Annotated in this window: 20 protein-coding genes and 1 pseudogene; 16 read left to right on the top strand and 5 right to left on the bottom strand. The window is 64.1% G+C overall.

Going from position 1 to position 23,379, the window contains the following annotated elements; all coding sequences use genetic code 11:
- Positions 1 to 4 precede the first annotated feature (4 nt).
- Together DSM43276_RS01875 and DSM43276_RS01880 are read left to right on the top strand one after the other, a co-directional pair.
- Positions 5 to 1,645 carry an ABC transporter ATP-binding protein gene (locus tag DSM43276_RS01875; protein WP_412458681.1) on the top strand — a complete coding sequence of 547 codons (1,641 nt, stop codon included), beginning with the start codon at positions 5 to 7 and terminating at the stop codon, positions 1,643 to 1,645.
- A gap of 40 nt (positions 1,646 to 1,685) precedes the next feature.
- Positions 1,686 to 2,429: a Fic family protein gene (locus DSM43276_RS01880; protein ID WP_078330471.1), complete on the top strand. Its 744-nt coding sequence runs from the start codon at positions 1,686 to 1,688 to the stop codon at positions 2,427 to 2,429.
- 410 nt (positions 2,430 to 2,839) lie between these two features.
- Here the strand turns inward: DSM43276_RS01880 and DSM43276_RS01885 are convergent, their stop codons facing one another.
- Complete coding sequence (locus DSM43276_RS01885; RefSeq protein ID WP_078330470.1) at positions 2,840 to 3,721, bottom strand: HAD-IB family hydrolase; 882 nt, start codon at positions 3,719 to 3,721, stop codon at positions 2,840 to 2,842.
- Between the two features lie 373 nt (positions 3,722 to 4,094).
- Here DSM43276_RS01885 and ssd point away from each other — a divergent pair, with 373 nt between their 5' ends.
- The 7 genes from ssd to DSM43276_RS01920 all read left to right on the top strand — a co-directional run bounded on the left by ssd (position 4,095) and on the right by DSM43276_RS01920 (position 8,600).
- On the top strand, positions 4,095 to 5,180 hold the full coding sequence (gene ssd / locus DSM43276_RS01890) for a septum site-determining protein Ssd (protein ID WP_109556190.1): 1,086 nt from the start codon (positions 4,095 to 4,097) through the stop codon (positions 5,178 to 5,180).
- Positions 5,177 to 6,337 (top strand): TadA family conjugal transfer-associated ATPase, encoded by a 1,161-nt coding sequence (locus DSM43276_RS01895; protein WP_078330469.1) that lies wholly within the window; start codon positions 5,177 to 5,179, stop codon positions 6,335 to 6,337. Before ssd ends, DSM43276_RS01895 begins: the two co-directional genes overlap by 4 nt.
- Positions 6,334 to 7,107 carry a type II secretion system F family protein gene (locus DSM43276_RS01900; RefSeq protein ID WP_078330468.1) on the top strand — a complete coding sequence of 258 codons (774 nt, stop codon included), beginning with the start codon at positions 6,334 to 6,336 and terminating at the stop codon, positions 7,105 to 7,107. The genes DSM43276_RS01895 and DSM43276_RS01900 overlap by 4 nt, the downstream gene beginning before the upstream one ends.
- Complete coding sequence (locus tag DSM43276_RS01905) at positions 7,104 to 7,688, top strand: type II secretion system F family protein (protein WP_078330467.1); 585 nt, start codon at positions 7,104 to 7,106, stop codon at positions 7,686 to 7,688. Before DSM43276_RS01900 ends, DSM43276_RS01905 begins: the two co-directional genes overlap by 4 nt.
- Before the next feature lie 75 nt (positions 7,689 to 7,763).
- Entirely contained in the window at positions 7,764 to 7,931 is a 168-nt protein-coding gene (locus tag DSM43276_RS01910) for a DUF4244 domain-containing protein (RefSeq protein WP_169053024.1), read from the top strand.
- Between the two features lie 41 nt (positions 7,932 to 7,972).
- Positions 7,973 to 8,257, top strand: coding sequence for a TadE family type IV pilus minor pilin (locus DSM43276_RS01915; RefSeq protein WP_211196749.1), 285 nt, complete (start codon positions 7,973 to 7,975; stop codon positions 8,255 to 8,257).
- Positions 8,166 to 8,600, top strand: a complete 435-nt coding sequence (locus tag DSM43276_RS01920; RefSeq protein WP_078330465.1) for an Rv3654c family TadE-like protein — start codon at positions 8,166 to 8,168, stop codon at positions 8,598 to 8,600. Before DSM43276_RS01915 ends, DSM43276_RS01920 begins: the two co-directional genes overlap by 92 nt.
- 12 nt (positions 8,601 to 8,612) lie before the next feature.
- On the opposite strand, the gene DSM43276_RS01925 is transcribed toward DSM43276_RS01920, so the two are convergent.
- Positions 8,613 to 9,248 (bottom strand): TetR/AcrR family transcriptional regulator, encoded by a 636-nt coding sequence (locus DSM43276_RS01925; RefSeq protein WP_078330464.1) that lies wholly within the window; start codon positions 9,246 to 9,248, stop codon positions 8,613 to 8,615.
- A gap of 130 nt (positions 9,249 to 9,378) precedes the next feature.
- Here DSM43276_RS01925 and DSM43276_RS01930 point away from each other — a divergent pair, with 130 nt between their 5' ends.
- Complete coding sequence (locus DSM43276_RS01930; RefSeq protein WP_078330463.1) at positions 9,379 to 9,840, top strand: MmpS family transport accessory protein; 462 nt, start codon at positions 9,379 to 9,381, stop codon at positions 9,838 to 9,840.
- Positions 9,837 to 12,773 carry an MMPL/RND family transporter gene (locus tag DSM43276_RS01935; protein WP_078330532.1) on the top strand — a complete coding sequence of 979 codons (2,937 nt, stop codon included), beginning with the start codon at positions 9,837 to 9,839 and terminating at the stop codon, positions 12,771 to 12,773. Before DSM43276_RS01930 ends, DSM43276_RS01935 begins: the two co-directional genes overlap by 4 nt.
- 61 nt (positions 12,774 to 12,834) lie before the next feature.
- Here the strand turns inward: DSM43276_RS01935 and DSM43276_RS01940 are convergent.
- Positions 12,835 to 13,157: pseudogene (locus tag DSM43276_RS01940) on the bottom strand (helix-turn-helix domain-containing protein); the annotation flags it as partial.
- A gap of 46 nt (positions 13,158 to 13,203) precedes the next feature.
- Here DSM43276_RS01940 and DSM43276_RS01945 point away from each other — a divergent pair.
- Positions 13,204 to 14,163, top strand: coding sequence for an alpha/beta hydrolase (locus tag DSM43276_RS01945; protein WP_078330462.1), 960 nt, complete (start codon positions 13,204 to 13,206; stop codon positions 14,161 to 14,163).
- Positions 14,164 to 14,254: 91 nt separating this feature from the next.
- Positions 14,255 to 15,358: an NADH:flavin oxidoreductase/NADH oxidase gene (locus DSM43276_RS01950; protein ID WP_078330461.1), complete on the top strand. Its 1,104-nt coding sequence runs from the start codon at positions 14,255 to 14,257 to the stop codon at positions 15,356 to 15,358.
- Here DSM43276_RS01950 and DSM43276_RS01955 read toward each other — a convergent pair.
- A complete protein-coding gene (locus tag DSM43276_RS01955; protein WP_136628969.1) occupies positions 15,355 to 17,664 on the bottom strand; it encodes a DEAD/DEAH box helicase in 2,310 nt (769 codons plus the stop codon). The two genes, DSM43276_RS01950 and DSM43276_RS01955, sit on opposite strands and share 4 nt — an antisense overlap.
- 337 nt (positions 17,665 to 18,001) lie before the next feature.
- Between DSM43276_RS01955 and DSM43276_RS01960 the strand changes: the two genes are divergently transcribed.
- The 3 genes from DSM43276_RS01960 (at position 18,002) to topA (ending at position 21,883) form a co-directional block, all read left to right on the top strand.
- A complete protein-coding gene (locus DSM43276_RS01960) occupies positions 18,002 to 18,205 on the top strand; it encodes a cold-shock protein (RefSeq protein ID WP_078292536.1) in 204 nt (67 codons plus the stop codon).
- Positions 18,206 to 18,321: 116 nt separating this feature from the next.
- Positions 18,322 to 18,909: a hypothetical protein gene (locus DSM43276_RS01965; protein WP_078330449.1), complete on the top strand. Its 588-nt coding sequence runs from the start codon at positions 18,322 to 18,324 to the stop codon at positions 18,907 to 18,909.
- A gap of 187 nt (positions 18,910 to 19,096) precedes the next feature.
- Positions 19,097 to 21,883, top strand: coding sequence for a type I DNA topoisomerase (gene topA / locus DSM43276_RS01970; protein ID WP_078330448.1), 2,787 nt, complete (start codon positions 19,097 to 19,099; stop codon positions 21,881 to 21,883).
- On the opposite strand, the gene DSM43276_RS01975 is transcribed toward topA, so the two are convergent.
- Positions 21,880 to 23,370 (bottom strand): adenylate/guanylate cyclase domain-containing protein, encoded by a 1,491-nt coding sequence (locus DSM43276_RS01975; protein WP_078324451.1) that lies wholly within the window; start codon positions 23,368 to 23,370, stop codon positions 21,880 to 21,882. The genes topA and DSM43276_RS01975 overlap by 4 nt on opposite strands.
- Positions 23,371 to 23,379 lie beyond the last annotated feature (9 nt).

Below are 23,379 nucleotides of genomic sequence, written 5' to 3' on the forward strand. Positions count from 1 at the left end.
GGAGGTGTCCACAGATTCCGTGATCGAGATCAGGGACCTTACGGTCGATTTCGAGGTCGACAAACAATGGGTGCCAGCCGTCAAGGGCGTCTCGCTGACTGTCGCCAAGGGCGAGGTGCTCGCCATCGTCGGGGAGTCCGGCTCGGGAAAATCCACGACCGCCATGGCCATTCCGGCGCTACTACCCTCCAGTGCGCGGGTTGATGGAAGCATCAAGCTCAACGGTGCCGAGCTGCTCGGTGCCACCAATGATGAGCTGCGTGAGGTGCGGGGCAAGGATGTTGCCGTCATCTTCCAGGAGCCGATGACAGCACTGAATCCGGTGTACACCATCGGCTGGCAGATCGCCGAGGCCGTCTGTGCGCATAAGAAGGTGTCGCGCAGGCAGGCGCGCGATCGCGCCATCGAACTCCTTGAGCTGGTGGATATGCCCGAGCCGGCGAAGCGGGTTAAGCACTACCCGCACCAGCTTTCCGGTGGGCAGCGTCAGCGCGCGATGATCGCGCAGGCTCTTGCACTGGATCCCGGGTTGCTCATCGCCGATGAGCCCACCACCGCGCTCGACGTAACCGTCCAGGCCGAAATCCTTGATCTCATGCGCGATCTGCGGCATCGCATCGAGGCCGGGATCATTCTGATCACGCACGACATGGGTGTGGTGGCGGACATGGCGGATCGCATCATGGTGATGAAGGACGGCGAGGTCGTCGAGGAGGGGGATGCCGACGGCATCTTCCACCGGGCGCAGCAGCCGTACACGCGGCAGCTGCTGGCGGCCGTTCCGCATCTGGGCGCGACACTGCACGATACTGACGAATCTTTCGAACCGGCAATCGATCTGGCGCTGAAGGTGGAGCGCGCGGTCATCGAGTATCCGGGCAAGGGGGGAGGTTTCCGGGCCATCGACGATGTGTCCTTCTCCATCGGTAGGGGTGAGGTGGTGGGCCTCGTGGGTGAATCGGGATCCGGGAAATCCACCATCGGCCGCGCCGCGGTGGGCCTACTCAAGGTGACATCGGGAACCATCTGCGTTGCCGGACATGATATTTCGAAGGCCAATCGCAAGCAGCTCCGGGACATCCGGAGCAAGGTAGGGGTGGTTTTCCAGGATCCGGGATCCTCGCTGAATCCGCGATGGCCGATCGGTCAGTCGATCGCCGAACCGTTGACCCTGCACACGGATATGGATCGCTCCCAGCGGGAAAGCAGGGTCAAGACACTGCTGGAGCAGGTGCAGTTGCCCGCGAACATGCGAAACCGTTTCCCCCATCAGCTCTCCGGCGGGCAGCGGCAGCGTGTCGGCATCGCGCGGGCCTTGGCGCTGGAGCCCACGCTGCTGATCGCCGACGAACCGACTTCCGCGCTGGATGTTTCAGTGCAGGCACGGGTGCTCGAACTTTTCGCCGAGCTGCAACGTGAGCACGGCTTCGCGTGCTTGTTCATCAGTCATGACCTGGCGGTTGTTGAATTGGTGGCGAGCCGCATCGCGGTGCTCAACCATGGCCGTCTCGCCGAATTCGGTTCCGATAAACAGGTATTGACCGCGCCGACGGATGACTACACCAAACGTCTGCTGGCGGCGGTTCCGGTTCCCGACCCGGAGCAGCAGCGGATCCGGCGCGAGGAGCGCAAGGCGCTGCGGTGAGTCTCTTGCACGACGAGCCATTCAGTACCGTTAGTGGACCATGACTGATCCACTCGCGCCGCTGGCCACCTTGCCGGGAGTATCCGAAGCCGCCGAATCCGCTCGCGACGCGGTGAGCAAGGTGCACCGCCATCGCGCCAATCTGCGGGGATGGCCGGTGACTGCGGCCGAGGCGGCGGTGCGGGCGGCCAGGTCTTCGTCGGCGCTGGACGGTGGGACGATGAAGCTGAGTGCCGATGGAGCGGTGGATGACCCGATACTGGCAGGTGCGCTGCGTGTGGGGCAGGCCCTTGATGGGGATGCGCTCGGTCAGATGACGTCGGTGTGGTCGCGTGCGCCGCTGCAGGCATTGGCGCGTCTGCATGTGCTGGCGGCCACCGGCATGGCCGATGAGGACACTCTTGGACGGCCGCGCCCCGGCGTCGATACCGACCGGCTGGAGCTGCTGGCGCAACTGATCTCGGGTGGAACATCGGTGTCCGCGCCGATTCTTGCGGCGATTACACACGGGGAACTCTTGGTGCTGAACCCCTTTGGTTCTGCCGATGGTGTGGTCGCTCGCGCGGCGTCCCGGTTGGTGACGGTGTCACGTGGTCTTGATCCGCATGCGCTCGGCGTTCCCGAGGTGATGTGGATGCGCCAGTCGGGCAGATACCGAGAGCTTTCCTCCGCCTTTATGGAGGGGACACCGGAGGCCATTGCCGCATGGATTATCTTCTGCTGTCAGGCATTAACGGCGGGGGCCGCTGAGGCGACATCGATCGCGGACACCGCGTCGAGCTGACCGAGACTTGTCTGCGCATAAAAACGGGCGACGGTCCGAGTTAATCGGCCCGCCGCCCGTTAGCACGGATCCTCCGGTTACCAAGCGTGCATTATGGGTTGTGTGGGTGGCCTCGGCGCTTTCGCAACGCTTCTAACTCGGACTTCACCCAAGAAGTCTGATGAGTCGTCTCTGTTCGCGATTACGCAGGCCCACAACGCTTCTGCCCTTGTCGCGGCGTGCTCCGCGTGGGTGCCGTGGTCCGTGCTGGGAATCCTAGGTAGGGAGATCGATCCTTCTCTTCCGAGTCGACCTTGGCCTTGCCAGGCTTCCGTACCTTCTTTCTACACTGAGACGACGGTCACATCAAGGGGTAATTCCCATGGTCACTACTTTGTTACGTGCGTGCCAAAAGTGACGCGTGTCTAGTACTACGGCCGTAGCTTGCGGATCAGCGAATAGGTAAGTGCCCCAGCGGCGATGGCGCTCAGCCCAACGGCGGCCGTAGTAGCGGCCGCGGCACCAGAGGGAACGGGTATCCGATCACCCAGCGACACGGGCCGCGAAAACGTCAGCACAGGCCAGCCGCGCGCCATGGATTCCTTGCGCAGCGCCCGATCCGGATTGACGGCTGTCGGGTGACCGACAGATTCCAGCATCGGTAGGTCGGTAATCGAATCTGAGTAGGCGTAGCAGTGCTCTAGCGGATAGCCCTCGCGCTTGGCGAGTTCCTCGATGGCCGCCACCTTGCCTTCTCCGTAGCAGTAGAACGCGACATCCCCGGTGTACTTACCGTTCTCCACGACCATGCGCGTCGCCATCGCGTGGGTCGCGCCGAGGGCGCGGGCGATGGGGCCGACGATCTCTTCGCCCGAGGCGGAGACCACGACGACATCGCGGCCGCAGAGCTTGTGGTCGGCGATCAGGTCGGCGGCCTCGGCGAACACCAGCGGATCGACGATGTCGTGCAGTGTCTCGGCAACGATCCCCTTCACCTGCTCGACATCCCAGCCCGTACACATGTTGGTGATATGCGTACGCATGCGATCCATCTGGTCGTGATCGGCGCCGGACAGCAAGAAGAAGAATTGTGCGTAACTCGATTTCAAGACGGCGCGTCTATTAATCAGGCCCTGGTCGAAGAACGGCTTGCTGAACGCGAGCGTGCTCGACTTCGCGATCACGGTCTTATCCAGATCGAAGAAGGCTGCCGTCCTGGGGGCCGGTCCGATGTCTGTGGGCTGGCTGATGGCCGCGGCATCCCGGTCCTCAACGGAAGGAAAGGGTCCGGGTTCCGTTGCGTGGTCGGTCACAGTTCGAGGATAGATCTCACCGGGTGCACCGTCGTGTCCATCTGGAAAGTCGCACGTCAACGGGGGTGGTCTGGTAACGCGGCGGTGCTAGAAGAAGGGTTGCCTTTCTTTCCCTTTTTTCGGTCGTTTGGTCTTGCCTCCCTCACCTGGTTCGTGTGTATAGTGGGGTTACTCGGCTATGCCGAGTGTGTCTCAGCCCGACCCCCCGGGGCTGAAGCACGACGACCCTCGCCTCCTCCCCCCCTGGCGAGGGTCGTCCTCTTTTCTGGGGACGTTTGTCACCGGTTTTTGCGGTTCACCTCGGATCTATCCACAGATCCGCATCCATCCCCAATCTCGATGAGGCCCCTGGCGCTCCCTTCGCGCAACCTCGATGGTGGAGCGCGTGGAGGGAATTGCGGGGGATCCGATCGTCGTTGCCGTGAGTGATCGACGTCTCGGCAACGACATCGAACGGATTGTTGCGGCGACGGGTAAACCACTGATCCTCGCTACCGATGCCGGCGCGATCGGCAGGCAGGCGTGGACCCGTGCGGGCGTCGTGGTGCTCGACGGCGCTGACCCGTCGCTGGATACGGTGACTCGACTGCCACGTCGAGCCCGGGTACTGCTCGTCTCTCGGGACGAGCCGACGAGTGAGATGTGGCAAAGGGCGGTCGCGGTGGGCGCCGAGCAGGTGCTCGCGTTGCCGGAGGATGAAGTCAGGCTCATCGAGGCCTGTTCAGCAATACCGCCCGCCGCGGGGGCAGGCCACGCCCCGGTGATTGCGGTCGTGGGTGGACGCGGTGGTGCTGGCGCGTCTGTTCTGTGCGCCGCGATTGGCCTGAGTGTGCCGGGCGGCGCGCTCATCGTCGATGCCGATCCGTACGGTGGCGGAATCGACCTGCTGCTGGGGTGGGAGGACATCGACGGCATGCGCTGGCCGGATATCGATATGCGCAGCGGCCGAGTGAGTTTCGACGCGCTTCGCCGAGCGCTGCCGCATCGTCGCGGGCTTGTTGTCGTATCGGGCGACAGATCGGGAGGCGGTGGCAACACGGAGGCGGTCGGCGGGGTAATCGACAGTGCACGAGAAGCCGGAGTGCCGGTGATCGTCGACCTGCCGAGGAGGCTCGGTGCGACGAGTGTGGCCGCGCTGGAGCGCACGGATCTGGTGGTCGTGGTGGTACCTGCTGAGGTGCGGGCATGCGTGGCAGCCGCACTTGTGACCACGGCGATACAGGTCACTAATCCGAATGTCGGTGTTGTGGTGCGCGGTCCCGCTCCGAGTGGGTTACGTCCGGCAGAGGTAGCCGAAATCGTGGGAGCCCCACTGATCGCCGCCATGCGACCGGAACCGAATCTCGGCAATCGCCTCGACAACGGCGGTCTGCGGTTATCGCGACGTTCGCCATTGGCGGGTGCCGCGCGCGCAGTGCTGGCACTGATCTCGCGTGACGGGAAGGGTGTGGCGGCATGACCGGATCGCTGATCGATCGTGTTCGGGAGCGGCTCGCCACCGAGAATGCGACGCTGCGGCCTACGGCGGTAGCGGCGGTGATACGCGCTGAATCCGGTGGTGTACTGGGTGATAGCGATGTGCTGCACAACATAAAGGAGCTCCAAAGTGAGCTCGCCGGTGCCGGCATCCTCGAGCCACTGTTGTGCGCGGAGGGTACGACGGATGTCTTGGTCACCGCACCTGATCGAGTCTGGGTGGATGACAGTCAAGGATTGCGCCTCACCACAGTGAAATTCGCCGACGACGCTGCCGTGCGCCGGCTCGCGCAACGGTTGGCCCTCGCGGTGGGGCGACGCCTCGATGACGCGCAGCCATTTGTTGACGGTCAGCTGACGGGCATCGGTCCACCCCGTTCGGTGGTGCGTATCCACGCGGTGCTGGCGCCCATCGCAGTCGGCGGGACGTGTGTGTCGCTGCGCGTATTGCGTCCCACTGTTAAGGGTTTGGAGCAGCTGATCGCCGACGGCACTGTTGCGCAGGATGCCGGTAGGTTGCTTCGCGGAATGCTGGCCGCCCGACTGGCATTCCTTGTCACCGGGGGCACAGGCGCGGGTAAGACCACCTTGCTTTCGGCACTGCTCGGAGCCGTGCATCCGTCAGAACGCATCATTTGCGCCGAGGATGCCGCCGAGCTCGCGCCGCGTCACCCGCATGTGGTCACGCTTGCGGCGCGCACCGTCAACGTGGAGGGCGCCGGGGAAGTGACCCTGCGCCAGTTGGTACGTCAGGCGTTGCGTATGCGTCCGGACCGGATTGTGGTGGGGGAGGTGCGTGGAGCCGAGGTGGTCGAACTGCTGACCGCCCTGAACACCGGCCACGATGGCGGTGCGGGAACCGTCCACGCGAACGCTCCGGCGGAGGTCCCCGCTCGGTTGGAGGCACTCGGCGCCTTAGGCGGACTCGACCGCGCCGCACTCCATTCTCAATTCGCCGCGGCCATTCAATGTGTCTGTCACATAAGAAGATTTGGCAATGTTCGGCGGTTGACCGAAATCGCGGTGGTCTGCAGCGGCGACGACGGGATTGCGCGGGTGATACCCGCATGGAACGTTGACGGCGGGCCTTGTTCCGGTGCGGAGCAGCTCGATGCGTTGATCGCTCGGAGTGTGCCATGACGCAGGCTTTGCTGTTACTCGCCACAGCGTTTCTCATTGTGCCGCAAAGACGCTCGCGGATAAGGCAGGGGGGATTATGTCCTTGGCGGTGGAACTGGAAGCTGGCGGCGGCACCGCTGGGTGGTCTGATGTTGGCGGGGGCGTGGTTGTTGCCACTGTCGGTGGCGATGGCGGTGGGTATCGCGGGCGCGACGTTGTGTGTGCGGTGGCGCCGTCGTCGCCGGTTGATGGCCCAATCGGAGGAACTGATCGTCTTGGAGTCCGGCCTCGACGTGGTTGTTGGTGAGCTGAGGGTGGGCGCGCATCCTGTGCGCGCGTTCGAGGTCACCGCCGCAGAGCTTGGAGGAATGACCGGGGAGGTGTTCGCGGCCATCGCCGCCCGCGCACGCCTGGGGGTGACGCTCGATCCGGCTGTGCCGAGGTTGGGCGCATTGGCATCGCAATGGGGCCGGATCAGCCGTGGCTGGATGCTGGCCCAGCGTCACGGCCTCGCCGTCGCAGATCTGCTCGATGCGTGTAGATTGGATCTACAAGAACGGCAACGGTTTACGGCACGGGTGAATGCCGGTCTCGCCGGGCCGCGCGCGACGGCGGCGGTGCTTACCGGATTGCCGGTAGCAGGAATCGGGCTCGGACAGATGATCGGAGCCAAACCGCTGAGCGTGCTGTGCGCGGGTGGAATGGGCGGCGTGCTACTGGTTGTCGGGGTGACGTTGGCCTGTGTCGGTCTGCTGTGGTCAGACGTAATCACCGGGAAGGCATTGCGGTGACCACGGCTCTGCTGCTGCTTGCCGCGGCAATCTTGAGCACGCCGGGGGCGTTGCGTGCCCGTGCAAGGCTGTCGCAGGGTGATGCACCTATCGTCGTGGATCGCGAAGCCAACGAAAAGGGTTTATTGGGAATGGCTTTCAGCCTCGACGTGCTGAGCGTGTGTCTTCGATCAGGGACGCCGGTAGCGACCGCCGCGGTGGTGGTGTCCTCCTGCGCACCGCCGGAATTGGCCCGGATCCTGAACCGCGCGGGGGAGATGCTCGCCCTGGGTGCGCCGGCCTCGGCAGCCTGGGCTGATCCGGGATCTGCGGATGATCTGGCATACGAGCAGCGGCAGGCGCTGACCAGATTGGCACGGCGATCGGCCGACTCCGGTGCGGTGCTGGCCGAGGGCATTGCCTCGCTGGCCGTGCAGTGTCGTAGGGATGCCGTCGACGCAGCCGTGGCCACCGCCGAACGTGCCGGTGTGCTGATCGGTGCGCCGTTAGGACTGTGCTTTCTGCCGTCATTCGTCTGTCTGGGCATCGTGCCTGTCGTCATGGGCCTGGCGAACGATGTATTCAACAGTGGTGTGCTGTGATCCGCGGAAGGTCTGCGGGGTTACGAGGGAGGGAATCCATTGATACACAACATATTAAGGAAGCTGCGGCGACGGATGGTGGTGATCGTCGAGTCAGAGGATGGCATGTCCACCGTGGAGTATGCGATTGGCACGATCGCGGCGGCGGCCTTCGGAGCGATTTTGTACACGGTGGTCACCGGGGATTCGATCGTCAGTGCGCTCACCAACATCATCGCGCGCGCACTCAACACCAGCGTCTAGGCGACGACACTGGAGCCGCCACCGTCGAGGCCGCCTTCGGCATCGCGGCGTTGGTGGCGGTACTCGTGTTGTGCTCCGCGGGAATCCAGGCGGTGTCGATGCAGGTGCGCTGTGTGGACGCTGCGCGAGAGGCAGCGCGATTGGTGGCGCGCGGCGATGACTCCGATGCGAGAGCGGTCGCGCGTCGGATTGCCCCGCGCGGTGCGGTGCTCGAAGTGCGGCGGGACGGCGACTATGCGGTGGCGCGGGTCGCCGCGACGAGTAGATTGCTACCGACCATTACGATTGCGGCTGAGTCGGTTTCAGCGATGGAACCCCAGGGCTGACAACGGCTCGGCGAGCATCGTCGCGGTGGCGATGATGGCGGTGCTGTTGGCGTTGACGGCTGGAGCTGCTGCGGTGAGCGAGGCCGTGGTGGCGCGGCATCGGGCTCAGGCCGCCGCCGATCTGTCCGCGCTGGCCGGGGCGCAACGTGCGCTGTACGGCACCGCGCCCGCCTGTGCGGAGGCTACCGTTGTCGCCCGGAGGGTGGGCGCCGCCGTCACCGTCTGCATGGTCGAGGATCTCGATGTGGTTGTCAGCGTGAATGTTCCGGTGATGCTGGGCCGGTTCGGGATGGGCCCGGCTCGAGCGACGGCCCGTGCGGGACCGGTCACCGAAGGCGGGTGACGGCAGTACCGATCAGCGTTTGTTCGTCGATTGCGGTGAATCGAGATAGGGAGCCACCGCGGCGTAGAAGATTTCGACGTAGATATTGATCATGTCTTGGCGGTCCAGGTCGGGGCGGGATTGCCACCAGTGTCCGAGACGTTCCGCTGCCCCGGACATGGCGTGCGAGAGTCCTTCGGCGAAAAGCTGGGGTATGCCGGGACGATCCTTGGTGATCAACGCATAGGTCGTCTCGATGTTGTCCAACCGCAAGGCGGAGAGTTCCTCCCGTGATTCTGCGGGCAGCACTGCGGCGCTGCCGTAAATCAGCTCCCACCGCTCGGGATGAGTCTCCAAGAGCTCAAAGAACAGGTCGGCGGCGGTGGCAAACTGCTCGCGCACGGCACGCGTGGGGTCCGCACGCTGTATCAGGGCCTGCGCGAAGTCGGCTTGGGCTCGCCGGGCACAGGCCAAGTACGCCCCGTCCTTGGTTTTGAAATGGCGGTAGGCAATGGGCTTGGTGACGCCTGCGGCCTGGGCGATGTCGCTTAACGACACCGCGGCGAAGCCGCGCTCAAAGAACAACTGCTCGGCGGTGTCCAACAGGTGCGCGCGGCGCTCTACCCACGGGCGACGCGACCCCGCGCCGGACGTCGAACCTGCCTCCATGAGTTGACAGCGTAGCCGACTTGTTACTTCGGGTAACAAGAGCTATGTTACCAACGGTAACAACGATGACGAGCGGCAAGGAGGATTGCGTGTCCGCTATCCATCCCGTCCAGGCCAGGGGTTCTCAGCTATGAGTCGACACAAACAGTCTCGGGGCCGTGCCGGACGAATTCTCGGCACGTTGTGGATGCCTTTGGTGGCGCTGATTGTCATCGTGGTCGTTGGGTTCGGGGTCACTCGGATTCGGGAGAAGTCGCAGGCGATCAGCCATCCGCCGACTACCCGTCCGATTCCGGCCACGGTTGTTCAGATCAATCCCAAGAACGTCACCTATGAGGTGTTCGGCGATTTGGGAGCTAGCGGGAAAGTGTCCTATGCCAACCTCAACAGCGAACCGGTCGATGTCGTGCTGACGTCATTGCCGTGGTCGGTTTCTGAAACCACGATGTCGTCGGCGGCGTCGCTGAGCCTGGTGGCTCAGGTGGACGGGGACTCGTTGGGGTGCCGTATCCGGGTCGATGGCGAGGTTCGCGAGGAACAGGTCGTGAACCATGCCAGCGCCGCGGTCGCATGCACGGTGACGGCAGCATGACCTCGGGTCAGCAGCCGCCGGAGGACGCGGATACCGGTCCGGTGCTGGTGCCGCCCGCACCGCCGGTGGCGAAGGAACCCGAGAAGCGCCCTGGGCCTGTGCGATTGCTCCGGGTGCTGGCGATTCCGGTGGTGATCTTCTGGGTGGTGGCAGCTGCGGCTCTGAACATTTTCGTGCCCACGTTGGAAGAAACGACCGCGGCCAATGCCAAGGCGATGATTCCGCGTGATGCACCCTCATCGGCCGCTGCCATCACCCAGGGGCAGGATTTCAAGGAGTCCGACTACACGAGCATGGCGGTCGTTGTCCTGGAGACCCAGGGCCGCAAGCTCGGCGAGCAGGACCACCGGTACTACAACACAATGGTCCGCGATCTGCTCGAGGACAAAGAGCACGTCCAGTCTCTGATGGATCTGTGGGGTGACCCGGTCACCCGGTCGGGTCAGCAGAGCGCGGACGGTCAGGCGGCAACGCTGACGGTGCGCCCGGCCGGAGATCTGGGTGATGCCGACTCGAACAGGTCGATCAAGGCCATCCGCGACATCGTCGAAAAGCTGGATAAGGAAAAGCCTGAGGGGCTCACGGTTTATGTGAGCGGCCCGGCGCCTTTGGCCTCGGACACTCTCAATGCCGCCGACGAGAGCATGGTCACGCTGACGATCGTCACCATCGTGGTGATCATCGCGATGCTGCTCATCGCCTACCGGTCTTTCACTCGGGCGATCATCCCGTTGATCGGTGTGTTGATTACGTTGGCCACTGCCCGCGGCGTGGTCTCGCTTCTGGTCGAAAATCACGTCATCGGGATCTCGTCGTTCGCGATGAACATGGCAGTGTCATTGGTTCTGGGTGTGGCCACCGATTACGGGATCTTTTACCTGGGTCGTTTCCAGGAGGCCCGGCGCGCGGGGGAGGACCGGGAGTCGGCGTACTACACCTCGGTGCGCAGCGTGGCCCATGTTGTTCTGGGGTCGGGCATCGCCATATCCGGTGCGTGTCTGTGTCTGAGTCTGACGACCCTCGACTACTTCCGCACCCTGGGTCCACCGTGTTTTGTGGCGATGATTGTCGCGGTTATCGCGGCGCTCACGCTGGGGCCCGCCCTGTTGACGCTGGGTAGCAAGGTTCCCTGGTTGTCCGAGCCGGCCAAGACCAGTCCGGTCTGGCGTAAGTTGGGCACGGCGATCGCCAAGTGGCCGGTCGCGATGATTGCGGTTGCCGCCCTGGTGATTCCGTTGTGTATCGCTAACCTGGCCAACTACACGGTGAGCTATAACGATCGCGATTACGCACCTAAGAGCGTCGAGTCGTCTCGGGGGTATGACGCTGCGGACCGGCATTTCCAGCCGAGTCAGCTGTCGATCGATACCTTGTATGTCAAGGCCGATCACGATATGCGCAACACCACCGACATGATCAGTCTGGACCGAATTGCGAAGAACATTGTTCGTACGCCAGGTATTTCGATGGTGCAAAGCATTACCCGGCCCAATGGCCGGCCGCTGGAACACGCCTCGCTGCCGTATGCGATGGGTTCGATGGGAACCAAGATCGGTCAGAATCTGGGGTTCTTGAAGGACCGTGTCACCGATATCGACACCATGGCCGCCCGGATGGGGGACATGATGGAGCTGAGCAAGAACATGGCGGACATCACCGGTCAGCTGTCCGCGGGTACTCAGATGTCCGTGGAGGCTTCTCGGGGGCTGAAGGTTGCGATGGACAAGACGCGCGACAATCTTGCCAACTTCGATGACTTCTTCCGGCCCGTGCGCAACTACTTATATTGGGAGCCGCACTGTTTCGACATTCCGATTTGTTGGGCCATGCGTTCGCTGAATGAATCGATCGACAATATTGACGAAGCGACCTCGCAACTGGGCCCGATGGTGGACGGCCTGAGCATGGTGGATGCGGCCACCCCGCAGATGATCACGCAGCTCAATGCGATGGTGCAGAACATGGCCGTCATGCAAAAGCTGACTTTGACGATGCAAAGCCTGTTCCACGCCACCATCGCCCAGCTCGAGCCCATGATCAACCCGATGGTCGATATGGGCAAGGCGTTCGACAATGCCAAGAACGACGACTTCTTCTTCATGCCGCCGGATGCGTTCAAAACCAACGATTTTCAGACCGGTTTGAAGTTCATGATGACCCCCGATGGCAAGGGCGCACGCATCTTGATCTACCACGAGGGCGAAGCGATGAGCCCGGAAGGTATTGATCAAATTCAGCGGGCCGCCTCGGCTGCACACGAGGCCATCAAGGGGACGTCGCTGTCTAATGTCGATCTGCTGGTAGCCGGTGCGTCCGCGAATTACCGTGATGTGCAAGCATTTTCTATGAACGACATCCTGACGATGATGTTGGCGACATTCGGGCTGGTGTTCCTGATTGTCATGGTGATCACCCGCACCCTGGCCGGTTCGGTGATTGTGCTGATCACCGTGGTGCTGTCCTTCCTGGGCTCCCTCGGCTTGGCCGCATTCATCTGGGAAACCTTGATAGGCATTGAACTGCATTGGCTCACACTGCCTATCGCGTTCATTGTGCTTGTCGGGGTGGGCTGTGACTACAACCTGCTGCTGCTGTCCCGGTACCGGGAGGAACTGCACGCAGGTATCCGAACCGGCCTGATCCGCACCATCGCCGGCTCGGGCAACGTCGCCGTCACCGCCGCATTCGTGCTTGCCGGAACCATGCTGGCCATGCTCTCCAGCGACGTGGTCAACATCGGCCAGGCCGGATCCACCATCTGCATCGGACTGATCTTCGACATGATGATCGTCCGACTGTTCCTGGTGATGCCGCTGGCCCGGATACTCGGCCCATGGTTCTGGTGGCCCCAGAAACTGCCCGCCCGGAAACGCGCCACGTTCAGGGATGAGCCCGAACGTGGTCCGCGACCGGACGTGCCGGCGACTTCGTAGTTGCAGAAACCGGCCATCGTCGCGGTGGACCGGTCACCGGATTAAGTCCGAGCCATGGTCGAGAGATCCGGCGCTCGACCTCGTCGGCCATATCGCCCGGGGGGAACGTCCAGGGTGCGCAGGGCAATCATGCGGAAGTACCCCGGATTCTGCAGGTGGAGATCGCACCGCCAGCGCGCGTTCGACGAGGGCGAGATAGAGACGTTCCTTGTTCTTGAAGTGGTGATAGATTGAACCGATCGCGAGATCGGCGGCATCGGCGATGGCGTCCATCGTGACCGCGTGGAACCCTCGCGCCACGAAGAGCCCTTCGGCCGCATTGAGGATGGCCGCGGTGGTTACAGCGGTGCGACGGTCTTGACGTCGGGTCCTGGTCTCAGACACCGACCGAGGTTACGGGCGCACGAACTGGTGGCGGTAGCTTTACCGGATGGTCGTCACCCTGCACCCCAAGTCGGGTCTCAAGGCTCGGTTGCCGTTTCTGTTCGTGCTGCTCGTCGTCAAGCCGCTGCTGATCCTGTTCCCGATCTTCGACGCGGGTCTTCGGCAGCTCAAATGGCTGGATCGTGGCGCCCAGCGTGGTCCCGACGCGCCCGGCATCGAAAGGACGCGGATCGCGCTGGCCGACAGGCCCACGGATCTGATGGTGCCGGCCGGGACGCGGGCCGGCGATTCCGACACCGCCATCCTCTATCTGCACGGGGGTGCGTTCATCGCGTGCGGCCCCGCCACCCATCGCAAGATCACCGGTCTGTTGGCGCGTCAGCTTCAGATCCCGGTCTACGTGCTCGACTACCGGCAGCTGCCGGAGGTCGGTGTGGGCAGCTCGGTGGCGGACGCGGTGCAGGCCTACCGCGAGCTACTGCAGGACTACGCACGGGTGATCGTCGTCGGCGACTCGGCCGGCGGGTACCTGAGCGGCAAGGTCATCGAATACGCGCACACCCATGGCCTGACGAAACCCGTTGCCTATGTAGGGTATTCACCGCTGCTGGATCTGGACTTGGCCTCCAATCCGTCCAGCACCAGTCGTCACGACGCGTACCTGCCCAAGGGCAAGCTCGCCAAGTTGGCGCCTAAATTCGACAGGGGTCCAGTGGAATTCACTGGAGAACGTCGGGTGATATCGGTACCTGTCGAGGCGTTCCCGCCCACGCTGCTTATCACCGCGCAGGACGAGTTCCTGGAACCGGACGCCCTGGAGCTCGCCGAGAAGCTCACCGCCGCGGGCGTGGTGGCCACGGTGCACAGCTACTCGTGGCAGCTACACGCCTTCCCTGCCATCGCCGTCTCACGCGACACGGCCGAGGCGGTCGTTCTCTCCGCCGACTTCATCCGTGAGGCGTTGTCGGTCTCCGAGCAGGGCAGCGCCACGGAGCAGGCCGGGTAATACGGCACGGGAAATATTTCGCGCGCGTCTGCGTTGGATTGTGCCGGGCCAGCGTGCTGGCCGCCGAACCGACGCGAGGAGCCTTCGGACCATGAGCCTGCTGTTCGAGCCGTACCGGCTGCGCGACATCACGATCCCCAACCGGGTGTGGATGTCGCCGATGTGTCAGTACTCGGCCGACCCCACCGGGCCGTTGACCGGGACGCCGAACGACTGGCACCGCACCCACCTGATCAGCCGCGCGGTCGGTGGGGCCGGGTTGGTGTTCACCGAGGCCACTGCCGTCAACCCGCACGGGCGGCTCTCCCCGTACGACACCGGGCTGTGGAACGACACCCAGGAGCAGGCCTGGGCGCCCATCGTGGAACGCGTCAAGGATTTTGGTGCCGTCCCCGCGGTACAACTCGGGCATGCCGGGCGCAAGGCGTCGACCGTCGCGCCGTGGGATGGACACCGCTCGTTGGACCCCTCGGACCCGTTGAGCTGGAAGACAATTGGTCCCACCGAGGCGCCGTACGGCGACTTCGTGCCGCCCGCGGCGGCCAGCTCCGCGGAGCTCACCGCGATCGTCGAGGACTATGTGGAGGCCGCGCGGCGCGCGTTGCGGGCAGGCTTCCAGGTGCTTGAGGTGCACGCCGCGCACGGCTACATCCAGCACCAGTTCCTTTCTCCGGCGAGCAATTCCCGCACCGACGAGTACGGCGGCTCATTCGCTGGCCGCGCCAAGCTCACCCTGGACACCGTCACGGCGGTACGCACTGTCTGGCCCGAGCACCTGCCACTGTTCGTCAGGGTGTCGGCGACTGACTGGGTGTCCGAGGAGCCCGGGCTGGAGGCGGGCAGCTGGACACCCGATCAGACGGTCGAGCTGGCCAGGCAGTTGCAGGGACGAGGGGTAGACCTCATTGACGTATCGACCGGCGGCAACGTGCCGCATGTCCGGATTCCGACAGGACCCGGATACCAGGTGCGGTTCGCTCGGCGTGTCCAGGCCGAAACATCCCTTCCCGCAGCGGCAGTCGGCATGATCACCGAGCCGCATCAGGCCGAATCGATCCTTGCCGCCGGTGATGCTTCCGCGGTGCTGCTGGGCCGCGAGCTGCTGCGCGACCCATACTGGCCGCGGCGGGCGGCGCGTGAGTTGGGTGCCGAGCTGAGCCCCGCAGTGCCCAAGCAGTACGCGCGCGCCTTCTAGCCCGGCAGTCGGGATAGCACCAACCGCAGCACCTTGATGGCCGCGGCCTTGTCCAGCGGGGAATTCCCGTTGCCACACTTGGGCGATTGCACACACGACGGGCACCCCGCCTCACATTCGCACGCCTGGATGGCGTCGGCGGTGGCGCCCAGCCAGATCGTCAGCTGCTCGTATCCGCGGGCAGCGAAACCCGCGCCGCCGGGATGGCCGTCGTAGACGAACACCGTCGGTAGACCGGTCTCGGGTTGCAGCGCGGTCGACACCCCGCCGATATCGCCGCGATCGCAGCTGGCGACCAATGGCAGCAGACCGATCGCGGCGTGCTCGGCGGCATGCAGGGCGCCGGGTGTGGCGAGTGCATCGATATCTATGCCTGCCAACGCTTCCGGGGTGATCGTGTACATCACCGCCTTGGTGCTCAATGTCGAGGACGGCATGTCGAGCTCGACGAAGTCGAGGATCTCGCCGGTTGCCAGCTTGCGCAGATAGCCGATCACCTGGTGGGTGACATCCACCGGTACCAGCCCAATCTGTATGTCGCCCAGGTCTACCCGTTCGCCTTCACCGGTGATCGCGATATCGATGGTGGACCGGGCGAATGTCGAATAGTCGGGAGTAGCGTTGTGCACCAGTGCGATTCCGTCACTGAAATCGAGAGAATCGACCAGATACGTCTCGCCGGAATGCAGATAGACCGCTCCTGGATGCACCGCCGCGGGGGCTCGGCCAGTATCGACGGTTCCCAGTACCCGCCCGGTGTCGGCCTCCAGGATCGCGATCTGACCGCCGATCGATCCACGGATATCTACCGCTGCATAGGGATTGAGCCCCGGGGCGGCGAAATACCCACCGGGCCGCTTGCGTAGGAGGCCGTCGTCGACGAGCTCGGAAACCACATCCGCTGCGTCCAGGGATCGCACGTCGTCCTCGGTCAACGGCAGTTCTGTTGCCGCGCACAGCAGGTGAGGTCGCAGCACGTGCGGATTGGTGGGATCGATCACCACCGCCTCGATCGGCTTGTCCAGCAGCGCGCCCGGATGGTGAACCAGATAGGTGTCCAGTGGATCGTCGCGGGCGACCAGCACTACCAACGAGCCCTGTCCCCGGCGGCCGGAGCGGCCGGCCTGCTGCCAGAATGAGGCCACGGTGCCCGGGAAGCCGGCTACCACAACGGCATCCAATCCGGCGATGTCGACGCCCAGCTCCAGAGCGTTCGTTGTTGCCGCACCGGTCAACGCGCCCGTCGATAACGCCTGCTCCAAGGCCCGGCGGTCCTCCGGTAGATATCCCGCCCGATATGCCGCCACCTGGCACGCCAGCGCCGGATCGACCTCGGCGAGCCGATGGGCGGCACCGAGCGCCGTCATCTCCGCTCCGCGCCGCGATCGGACGAAGGCCAGTGTCCGCGCGCCTTCCTGGACCAGATCGGCCAGCAGTCGGGAGGCCTCGGTGCTGACCGGGCGCCGCACGGGTGCCCCGTTCTCGCCGGTGATCGGAAGCAATGGTGGTTCCCACAGCGCCACCGTGCGCATTCCGTGAGGCGACCCGTCGGTGATCACTTCTTCGACCGGCTGTCCGATCAGTGCTTGGGCCGCCGAACCGGGGTTTGAGGTCGTGGCGCTGGCGAATACCACCGTCGGATGCGAACCGTACCGTGCGCATAAGCGCAACAGCCGCTGCAGGACGAGAGCCACATTCGACCCGAAAACTCCTCGGTAGTAATGGCACTCATCCACCACGAGGTAGCGCAATCCGCGCAGGAACACCGACCAGCGGGTGTGGTTATGCAGCAGGGACACATGCATCATGTCGGGATTGGTGAAGATCCACCGAGAGCTCTCGCGTGCGAACCGCCGCAACTCGTTGGAGCTGTCCCCGTCGTAGGCGCAGGGCAGCACTCGCTCGAAACTTTCCATCCCCGTGATCAATTCGCGCACCGAGCGCAGCTGGTCATGGCCGAGCGCCTTGGTGGGCGCCAGATACAGCGCGCGTGCCCGCGGCTCCTCGGCCAGGGCGGTCAGGATCGGCAACTGGTACGCGACGGACTTCCCGGATGCGGTTCCGGTGGCTACCACCACATGGCGTCCCGCGAAGGCCAGGGAGGCCGCGGCGACCTGGTGCGACCACGGAACGCTCACCCCTTGGGCCGCAAACGCGGCTACTGCGTCGGGATGCGCCCACTGCGGCCAGGCCGCCACCTGGGCATTTCGCGCGGGGATATCACAAACATGCCGCACCGGGGTCTCGCCGCTGGGCGTACCGGCCACGATGAGATCCAGCAGTTCACGACCGTACCCAAACGTCACCGCAAAACACCTCGTGACCTGCACACTTGTGCCAAAACGGTGCCGGGCTCGCTACCGCAGATGGCCATAACGCCAGGGTAGGGCAGGCCGAAAGAGGGTCGAAGTTTCGCCACTGTTCACCGAACTTCCCGGCAATTATGTGGCACACCGCTATCGCCAACGCCCCAAACATGCTCTACTTAAGGGGGTCGCAGCTTCTGTGTTCGTGTTTTGCACTCGCAGGATCGACGTTGTGATCGCGGTTACTGCGAGGATCATTCCACGGGGTATGGCGGTCGGAACGGGGCCCGACGTGCCGAACGGGTATGTCGAACCCAAGTAAAGAAAGATCAAAGAAATGCCACAGGGAACTGTGAAGTGGTTCAACGCGGAAAAAGGCTTCGGATTCATTGCGCCCGAGGACGGCTCCGCTGACGTCTTCGTCCATTACACCGAAATCTCGGGCAACGGATTCCGTACCCTTGAAGAGAACCAGAAGGTCGAGTTCGAGGTAGGCCAGAGCCCCAAGGGCCCGCAGGCTACCGGCGTCCGCGCCGTCTGACCCACATCCGTCGAAGGAACGCCCCCGGCCATGTGCCGGGGGCGTTTCTCGTTCCAAGAATCTCCCCGCGCGCGGGGAGAGCCCCCCAGCTCGCGGAGAAAGTACTGTCTGTGACTGTGAGCCAGCTGTCCTTCTTTTCCGCCGAATCGGTGCCTCCCGAGGTCACCGATTTGGCGGGGCTGCTGGCCGGACCAGGCCAGGTCGTGGTCGGTGGAGGGGGTGCCCGGATTTCGGTGGTCGTGGACCAGACGTGGCGTGCGCTGGCACTGGCCGAGATGATCACCGAGACCGGTCTGCAGGCGGAACTGGGCCACACCGAGACCGGCGCGGAGAACCATCCGCTGGTGCGTACCGCCATGGATCCCGCAGTGCTGCCGGTCGCGCGTGAGTGGACCCGCGGTGCGGTGAAAACCGTGCCGGCGCAATGGTTACCGGGTGCGCGAGAGCTGCGGGCATGGGTGCTCGCCGCAGGTGCACCAGAGGCCGACAGGTACCTCCTGGGACTGGACCCACACGCCCCCGATACCCATTCGCCGCTGGCGGCAGCGCTGATGCGGGTAGGCATTGCTCCGACCTTGATCGGAACACGCGGTGCCAATCCGGCGTTGCGGATCAGTGGGCGGCGCAGACTGGGACGGCTACTGGAAAACATCGGAGAACCACCCGGCGACACCGACGCATTCCGCGCCTGGCCGAGGGTCTAACGGGGCTTTAGCAGCGGTTTAGTGAGGACTCGAACACGCTTTTGGCCACCCTGATATCGGGAATACCGATGCCTATATGGAAGGCTAGGTTTGCGCAATCGGCGCGGGGGTGTCATCTTGTGACCACGGTGGACTGCCCCCTACACCGTACATATGCGGCTTAATGCGCAGGTAAGGAGACGAAGCAGTGCGACGGCTCGTCATCGTCGAATCACCGACGAAGGCCCGCAAGATCGCTGGCTACCTCGGCGACGGATACGTCGTCGAGTCGTCGCGTGGCCACATCCGGGACTTGCCCCGTGCCGCTGCCGATGTTCCGGCCAAGTACAAGTCCGAACCATGGGCCCGTCTTGGAGTGAACGTCGATCAGGACTTCGAGCCGCTCTACATCGTCAGCCCCGATAAGAAGGGCACTGTCACCGAACTCAAGGGCCTGCTGAAGGACGTTGACGAGCTCTATCTCGCAACGGACGGTGACCGCGAGGGTGAGGCCATCGCCTGGCACCTGCTGGAGACTCTCAAGCCCAAGGTGCCCGTGAGGCGCATGGTCTTCCACGAGATCACCGAGCAGGCCATCCTTGCGGCCGCCCAGGACCCTCGTGACCTCGACAACAACCTCGTCGATGCGCAGGAGACCCGCCGCATCCTGGACCGGCTCTACGGCTACGAGGTCAGCCCCGTGCTGTGGAAGAAGGTCGGCCGGAATCTGTCCGCCGGTCGTGTGCAGTCAGTGGCGACCAGGATCATCGTTCAGCGCGAACGCGATCGCATGGCGTTCCGCAGCGCGGGGTACTGGGACCTGGGCGCCGAACTGGACGCCGGTAGTGAGGCCAAGCCCCCACGTTTCAATGCCCGCCTGCTGAGCGTTGACGCACTGCGGGTGGCTTCCGGCCGTGACTTCGACTCTCTGGGCCAGGTCAAGAAGGCCGACGATGTGCTGGTCCTCGATGAGGTGCGTGCCAATGCACTGGTCGCCGGGCTGTCTCAGGCCACCCTGACGGTCGCCTCCGCCGAGGAGAAGCCGTATACCCGCAAGCCCTACCCGCCGTTCATGACATCGACGCTGCAGCAGGAAGCGGGGCGCAAGCTGCGCTTCTCTTCCGAGCGCACCATGAGCATCGCGCAGCGGCTGTACGAAAACGGCTACATCACCTATATGCGTACCGACTCCACGACGCTGTCGGAATCGGCATTGACTGCCGCGCGCAGCCAGGCCGCGGAGTTGTACGGAAGTGAATACGTGCATCCTTCGCCGCGGCAATACACGCGCAAGGTAAAAAATGCGCAGGAAGCGCACGAGGCTATTCGCCCGGCGGGTGAGACTTTCAAAACTCCGGGCCAATTGCATTCACTGATCGACAATGACGAATTCCGTCTCTACGAGCTGATCTGGCAGCGCACGGTTGCCTCGCAGATGGCCGATGCCCGTGGCACCACGCTGAGCCTGCGTTTGGCGGGTACCGCCACGTCCGGCGAGCAGGTGGTGTTCACCGCAAGCGGTCGCACCATCACGTTCCCCGGCTTCTTGTCCGCGTACGTCGAGACCGTGGATGAACTGGCCGGTGGCGAGGCCGACGATGAGGAGCGTCGCCTGCCGCGGCTCACACAGGGCCAGACCGTTACGGTCACTGATCTGTCCGCGGATGGACACACCACCAATCCGCCCGCCCGCTATACCGAGGCCTCGCTCATCAAGGCATTGGAAGAGCTGGGAATTGGGCGTCCGTCCACCTACTCGTCGATCATCCGGACCATCCAGGATCGCGGCTACGTACACAAGCGCGGCAGCGCGCTGGTGCCCTCGTGGACCGCTTTTGCGGTGATCGGGTTGCTCGAACAGCACTTCGGCCGGCTCGTCGACTACGACTTCACCGCTGCCATGGAAGACGACCTCGACGAGATAGCGTCCGGTAACGAACGGCGCACAAACTGGTTGAACGCCTTCTACTTTGGTGGCGAGCACGGTGCCGAGGGATCGGTGGCCCGCGCCGGTGGTCTCAAGCGCCTGGTGGGTGTGAACCTGGAGGAGATCGACGCCCGCGAGGTCAACTCGATCAAACTGTTCGACGACGACCAGGGCCGCCCCATCTATGTGCGGGTCGGAAAGAACGGGCCGTACCTGGAGCGGATGATCACCGATCCGGACGGTGAAGCCGGTGCTCTCATCCCGCAGCGTGCCAACGTCAAGGACGGAGTCACTCCCGATGAGCTGACGGTCGAGATGGCCGAACAGCTGTTCGCGATCCCGCAGGAGGGCCGGACGCTGGGTGTTGACCCGGAGACCGGACACGAAATCGTCGCCAAGGATGGACGTTTCGGCCCGTACGTGACCGAGGTGCTGCCGGCACCACCGGAGCAGCTCGACGCCGTCGAAGCGGATGCGAAGCCCAAGCGGGGCGCCAAGAAGGTGGAAGGCCCCAAGCCGCGCACCGGCTCGCTGCTGAAGTCCATGACGTTGGAGACCGTGACGCTGGAGGATGCACTGAAGCTGCTGTCCTTGCCGCGTGTGGTCGGTGTCGATCCCGCCAACAGCGAGGAGATCACCGCGCAGAACGGGCGCTACGGCCCGTACCTCAAGCGCGGCACGGACTCTCGATCGCTTGCCACCGAGGATCAGATGTTCACCATCACCCTCGACGAGGCATTGAAGATCTACTCCGAACCCAAACGCCGTGGTGGACAGGCGGCCTCGGCCGCCCCGTTACGTGAGCTCGGTGCGGATTCGACGACCGGTAGTCCGATGGTGATCAAGGACGGGCGCTTCGGTCCCTACGTCACCGACGGCGAGACCAACGCCAGCTTGCGTAAGGGCGATGACGTGCTGTCGATCACCGACGAGCGGGCTTCGGAGTTGCTTGCCGATCGTCGCGCGCGTGGTCCGGTGAAGCGGGCCAAGAAGGCACCGGCGAAGGCAGCCAAGAAGGCTCCGGCCAAGAAGGCCCCCGCGAAGAAGGCTGCCAAGAAGGCGACTTAGCCGCGACGCGGCCGCGCGACCTGCGTTGACACGTTGCGTCCGCGCAGCTCGACGGTCTCGCCGACGTTCCAGCGCAGTGCTTCCTCGTCGCGAGCCTCCATCACCGCGGAGGCCGATGCCAGCACGTTTCCGGGTTCGTTCTTGGCCAGCTCGGTCAGCCGAGCCGCCTCGTTCACGGGGTCGCCGATGACGGTGTACTCAAAGCGCGCCTGCGCTCCGATGTGGCCGGCGATGGCGCGTCCGGCAGAGACTCCGATGCCGAAATCATTGGAGCCCAATACATTGGTGAGCTCGTCGGCCAGCTCGCGGGCGGCTGCCAACGCGGCCGCGGCGCCATCGGGATGATCGATGGGAGCGCCGAAGATGGCCAGAGCCGCGTCGCCCTGGAACTTGTTGACGAATCCGCCGTGTTTGTTGACGGTGTCGACGATCACCCGGAAGAACTCGTTGAGGACCTGCACGACCACCGCCGGGCCTCGAGTGGAAGCCAACTGAGTGGAGCCCACCAGGTCCACGAAAAGCACTGCCACACTGCGTTCCTGACCGCCGAGCTCGGTGCCGTATTCGAGTGCCCGGCGCGCGACGTCCTCGCCGACGTAACGGCCGAAGAGGTCGCGTAGGCGTTGTCGTTCGCCCAGATCGCGCACCATGTCGTTGAACCCGGCCTGCAGTAGTCCTAGCTCACTGGCGTCGTAGATCGGTACGTGGGCGTTGTAGTTGCCGCGTTGCACTTCGCTGAGCGCCCAACGTAATTGGCGCAGCGGGTCGGCGATCGAGGTGGCCACCAGCAGGGTGCCCATCAGTCCGATCGCCAGCGCGATGATCGCCAGGATCAGGATGGAGCCGGTGAGGTTATCGGCATTGGACTTCAGATAACCCGCGCGCTGTCCCACGACGGTGAGCACGATGGCCAGGATCGGCACGCCGGTGCTCAGTGCCCAGGTGAGAACCTGGCGGACGATGACGCCTGGGGCGGTGATATTTTCCGGGACCCCACGGCGCAATGCCTGAATCGCCACGGGGCGCAGCACGCGCTCGGACTGCAAGTAGCCGATGATGCTGGTCGTGGTGGCCCCCAGTACCGTCGCGAATGCGGCGACCAGCACTGAGCTATGGGTAGATGACCAGGTGACGGCAACGAATATCGCGCCACCGACAAGCCACGTCGCCACGCTGATGACGGTGCGGTAGAAGGGCATCTGTAAGGCGCGGACGCGGACATCCTCGGACCCCTCGGACTCGAAGTCCGGGGAGCTGTACTGCCAGCGCAGTACAGGTAATAGCAGGTAGGTGCTCACGATGGCGCCGGCAACAAAGAGGATGAACAGCGAGACGCCGAGGATGATGAGCCGCTCTGGGCCGAGCTCGGACAGTTCCACCCGGTCGCTCGGTGGCAGACCGAACCGCAGGAAGCCCAACACGAACAGTGCGCCGACCAGGTTGGACTGGGCGATACCCATGATGAAGAGGGGCCACGGCGTGCGCATGACCCATCG

It is taken from the genome of Mycobacteroides salmoniphilum (assembly GCF_004924335.1).
Taxonomy (GTDB): Bacteria; Actinomycetota; Actinomycetes; order Mycobacteriales; family Mycobacteriaceae; genus Mycobacterium; species Mycobacterium salmoniphilum.

Coding starts and splice junctions, on each gene's coding strand:
- DSM43276_RS01880 (WP_078330471.1), top strand. CDS start 1,686: ATGACTGATCCACTCGCGCCGCTGGCCACCTTGCCGGGAGTATCCGAA.
- ssd (WP_109556190.1), top strand. CDS start 4,095: ATGGTGGAGCGCGTGGAGGGAATTGCGGGGGATCCGATCGTCGTTGCC.
- DSM43276_RS01895 (WP_078330469.1), top strand. CDS start 5,177: ATGACCGGATCGCTGATCGATCGTGTTCGGGAGCGGCTCGCCACCGAG.
- DSM43276_RS01900 (WP_078330468.1), top strand. CDS start 6,334: ATGACGCAGGCTTTGCTGTTACTCGCCACAGCGTTTCTCATTGTGCCG.
- DSM43276_RS01910 (WP_169053024.1), top strand. CDS start 7,764: ATGGTGGTGATCGTCGAGTCAGAGGATGGCATGTCCACCGTGGAGTAT.
- DSM43276_RS01920 (WP_078330465.1), top strand. CDS start 8,166: ATGCGGTGGCGCGGGTCGCCGCGACGAGTAGATTGCTACCGACCATTA.
- DSM43276_RS01925 (WP_078330464.1), bottom strand. CDS start 9,248: ATGGAGGCAGGTTCGACGTCCGGCGCGGGGTCGCGTCGCCCGTGGGTA.
- DSM43276_RS01930 (WP_078330463.1), top strand. CDS start 9,379: ATGAGTCGACACAAACAGTCTCGGGGCCGTGCCGGACGAATTCTCGGC.
- DSM43276_RS01935 (WP_078330532.1), top strand. CDS start 9,837: ATGACCTCGGGTCAGCAGCCGCCGGAGGACGCGGATACCGGTCCGGTG.
- DSM43276_RS01945 (WP_078330462.1), top strand. CDS start 13,204: ATGGTCGTCACCCTGCACCCCAAGTCGGGTCTCAAGGCTCGGTTGCCG.
- DSM43276_RS01950 (WP_078330461.1), top strand. CDS start 14,255: ATGAGCCTGCTGTTCGAGCCGTACCGGCTGCGCGACATCACGATCCCC.
- DSM43276_RS01960 (WP_078292536.1), top strand. CDS start 18,002: ATGCCACAGGGAACTGTGAAGTGGTTCAACGCGGAAAAAGGCTTCGGA.
- DSM43276_RS01975 (WP_078324451.1), bottom strand. CDS start 23,370: ATGCGCACGCCGTGGCCCCTCTTCATCATGGGTATCGCCCAGTCCAAC.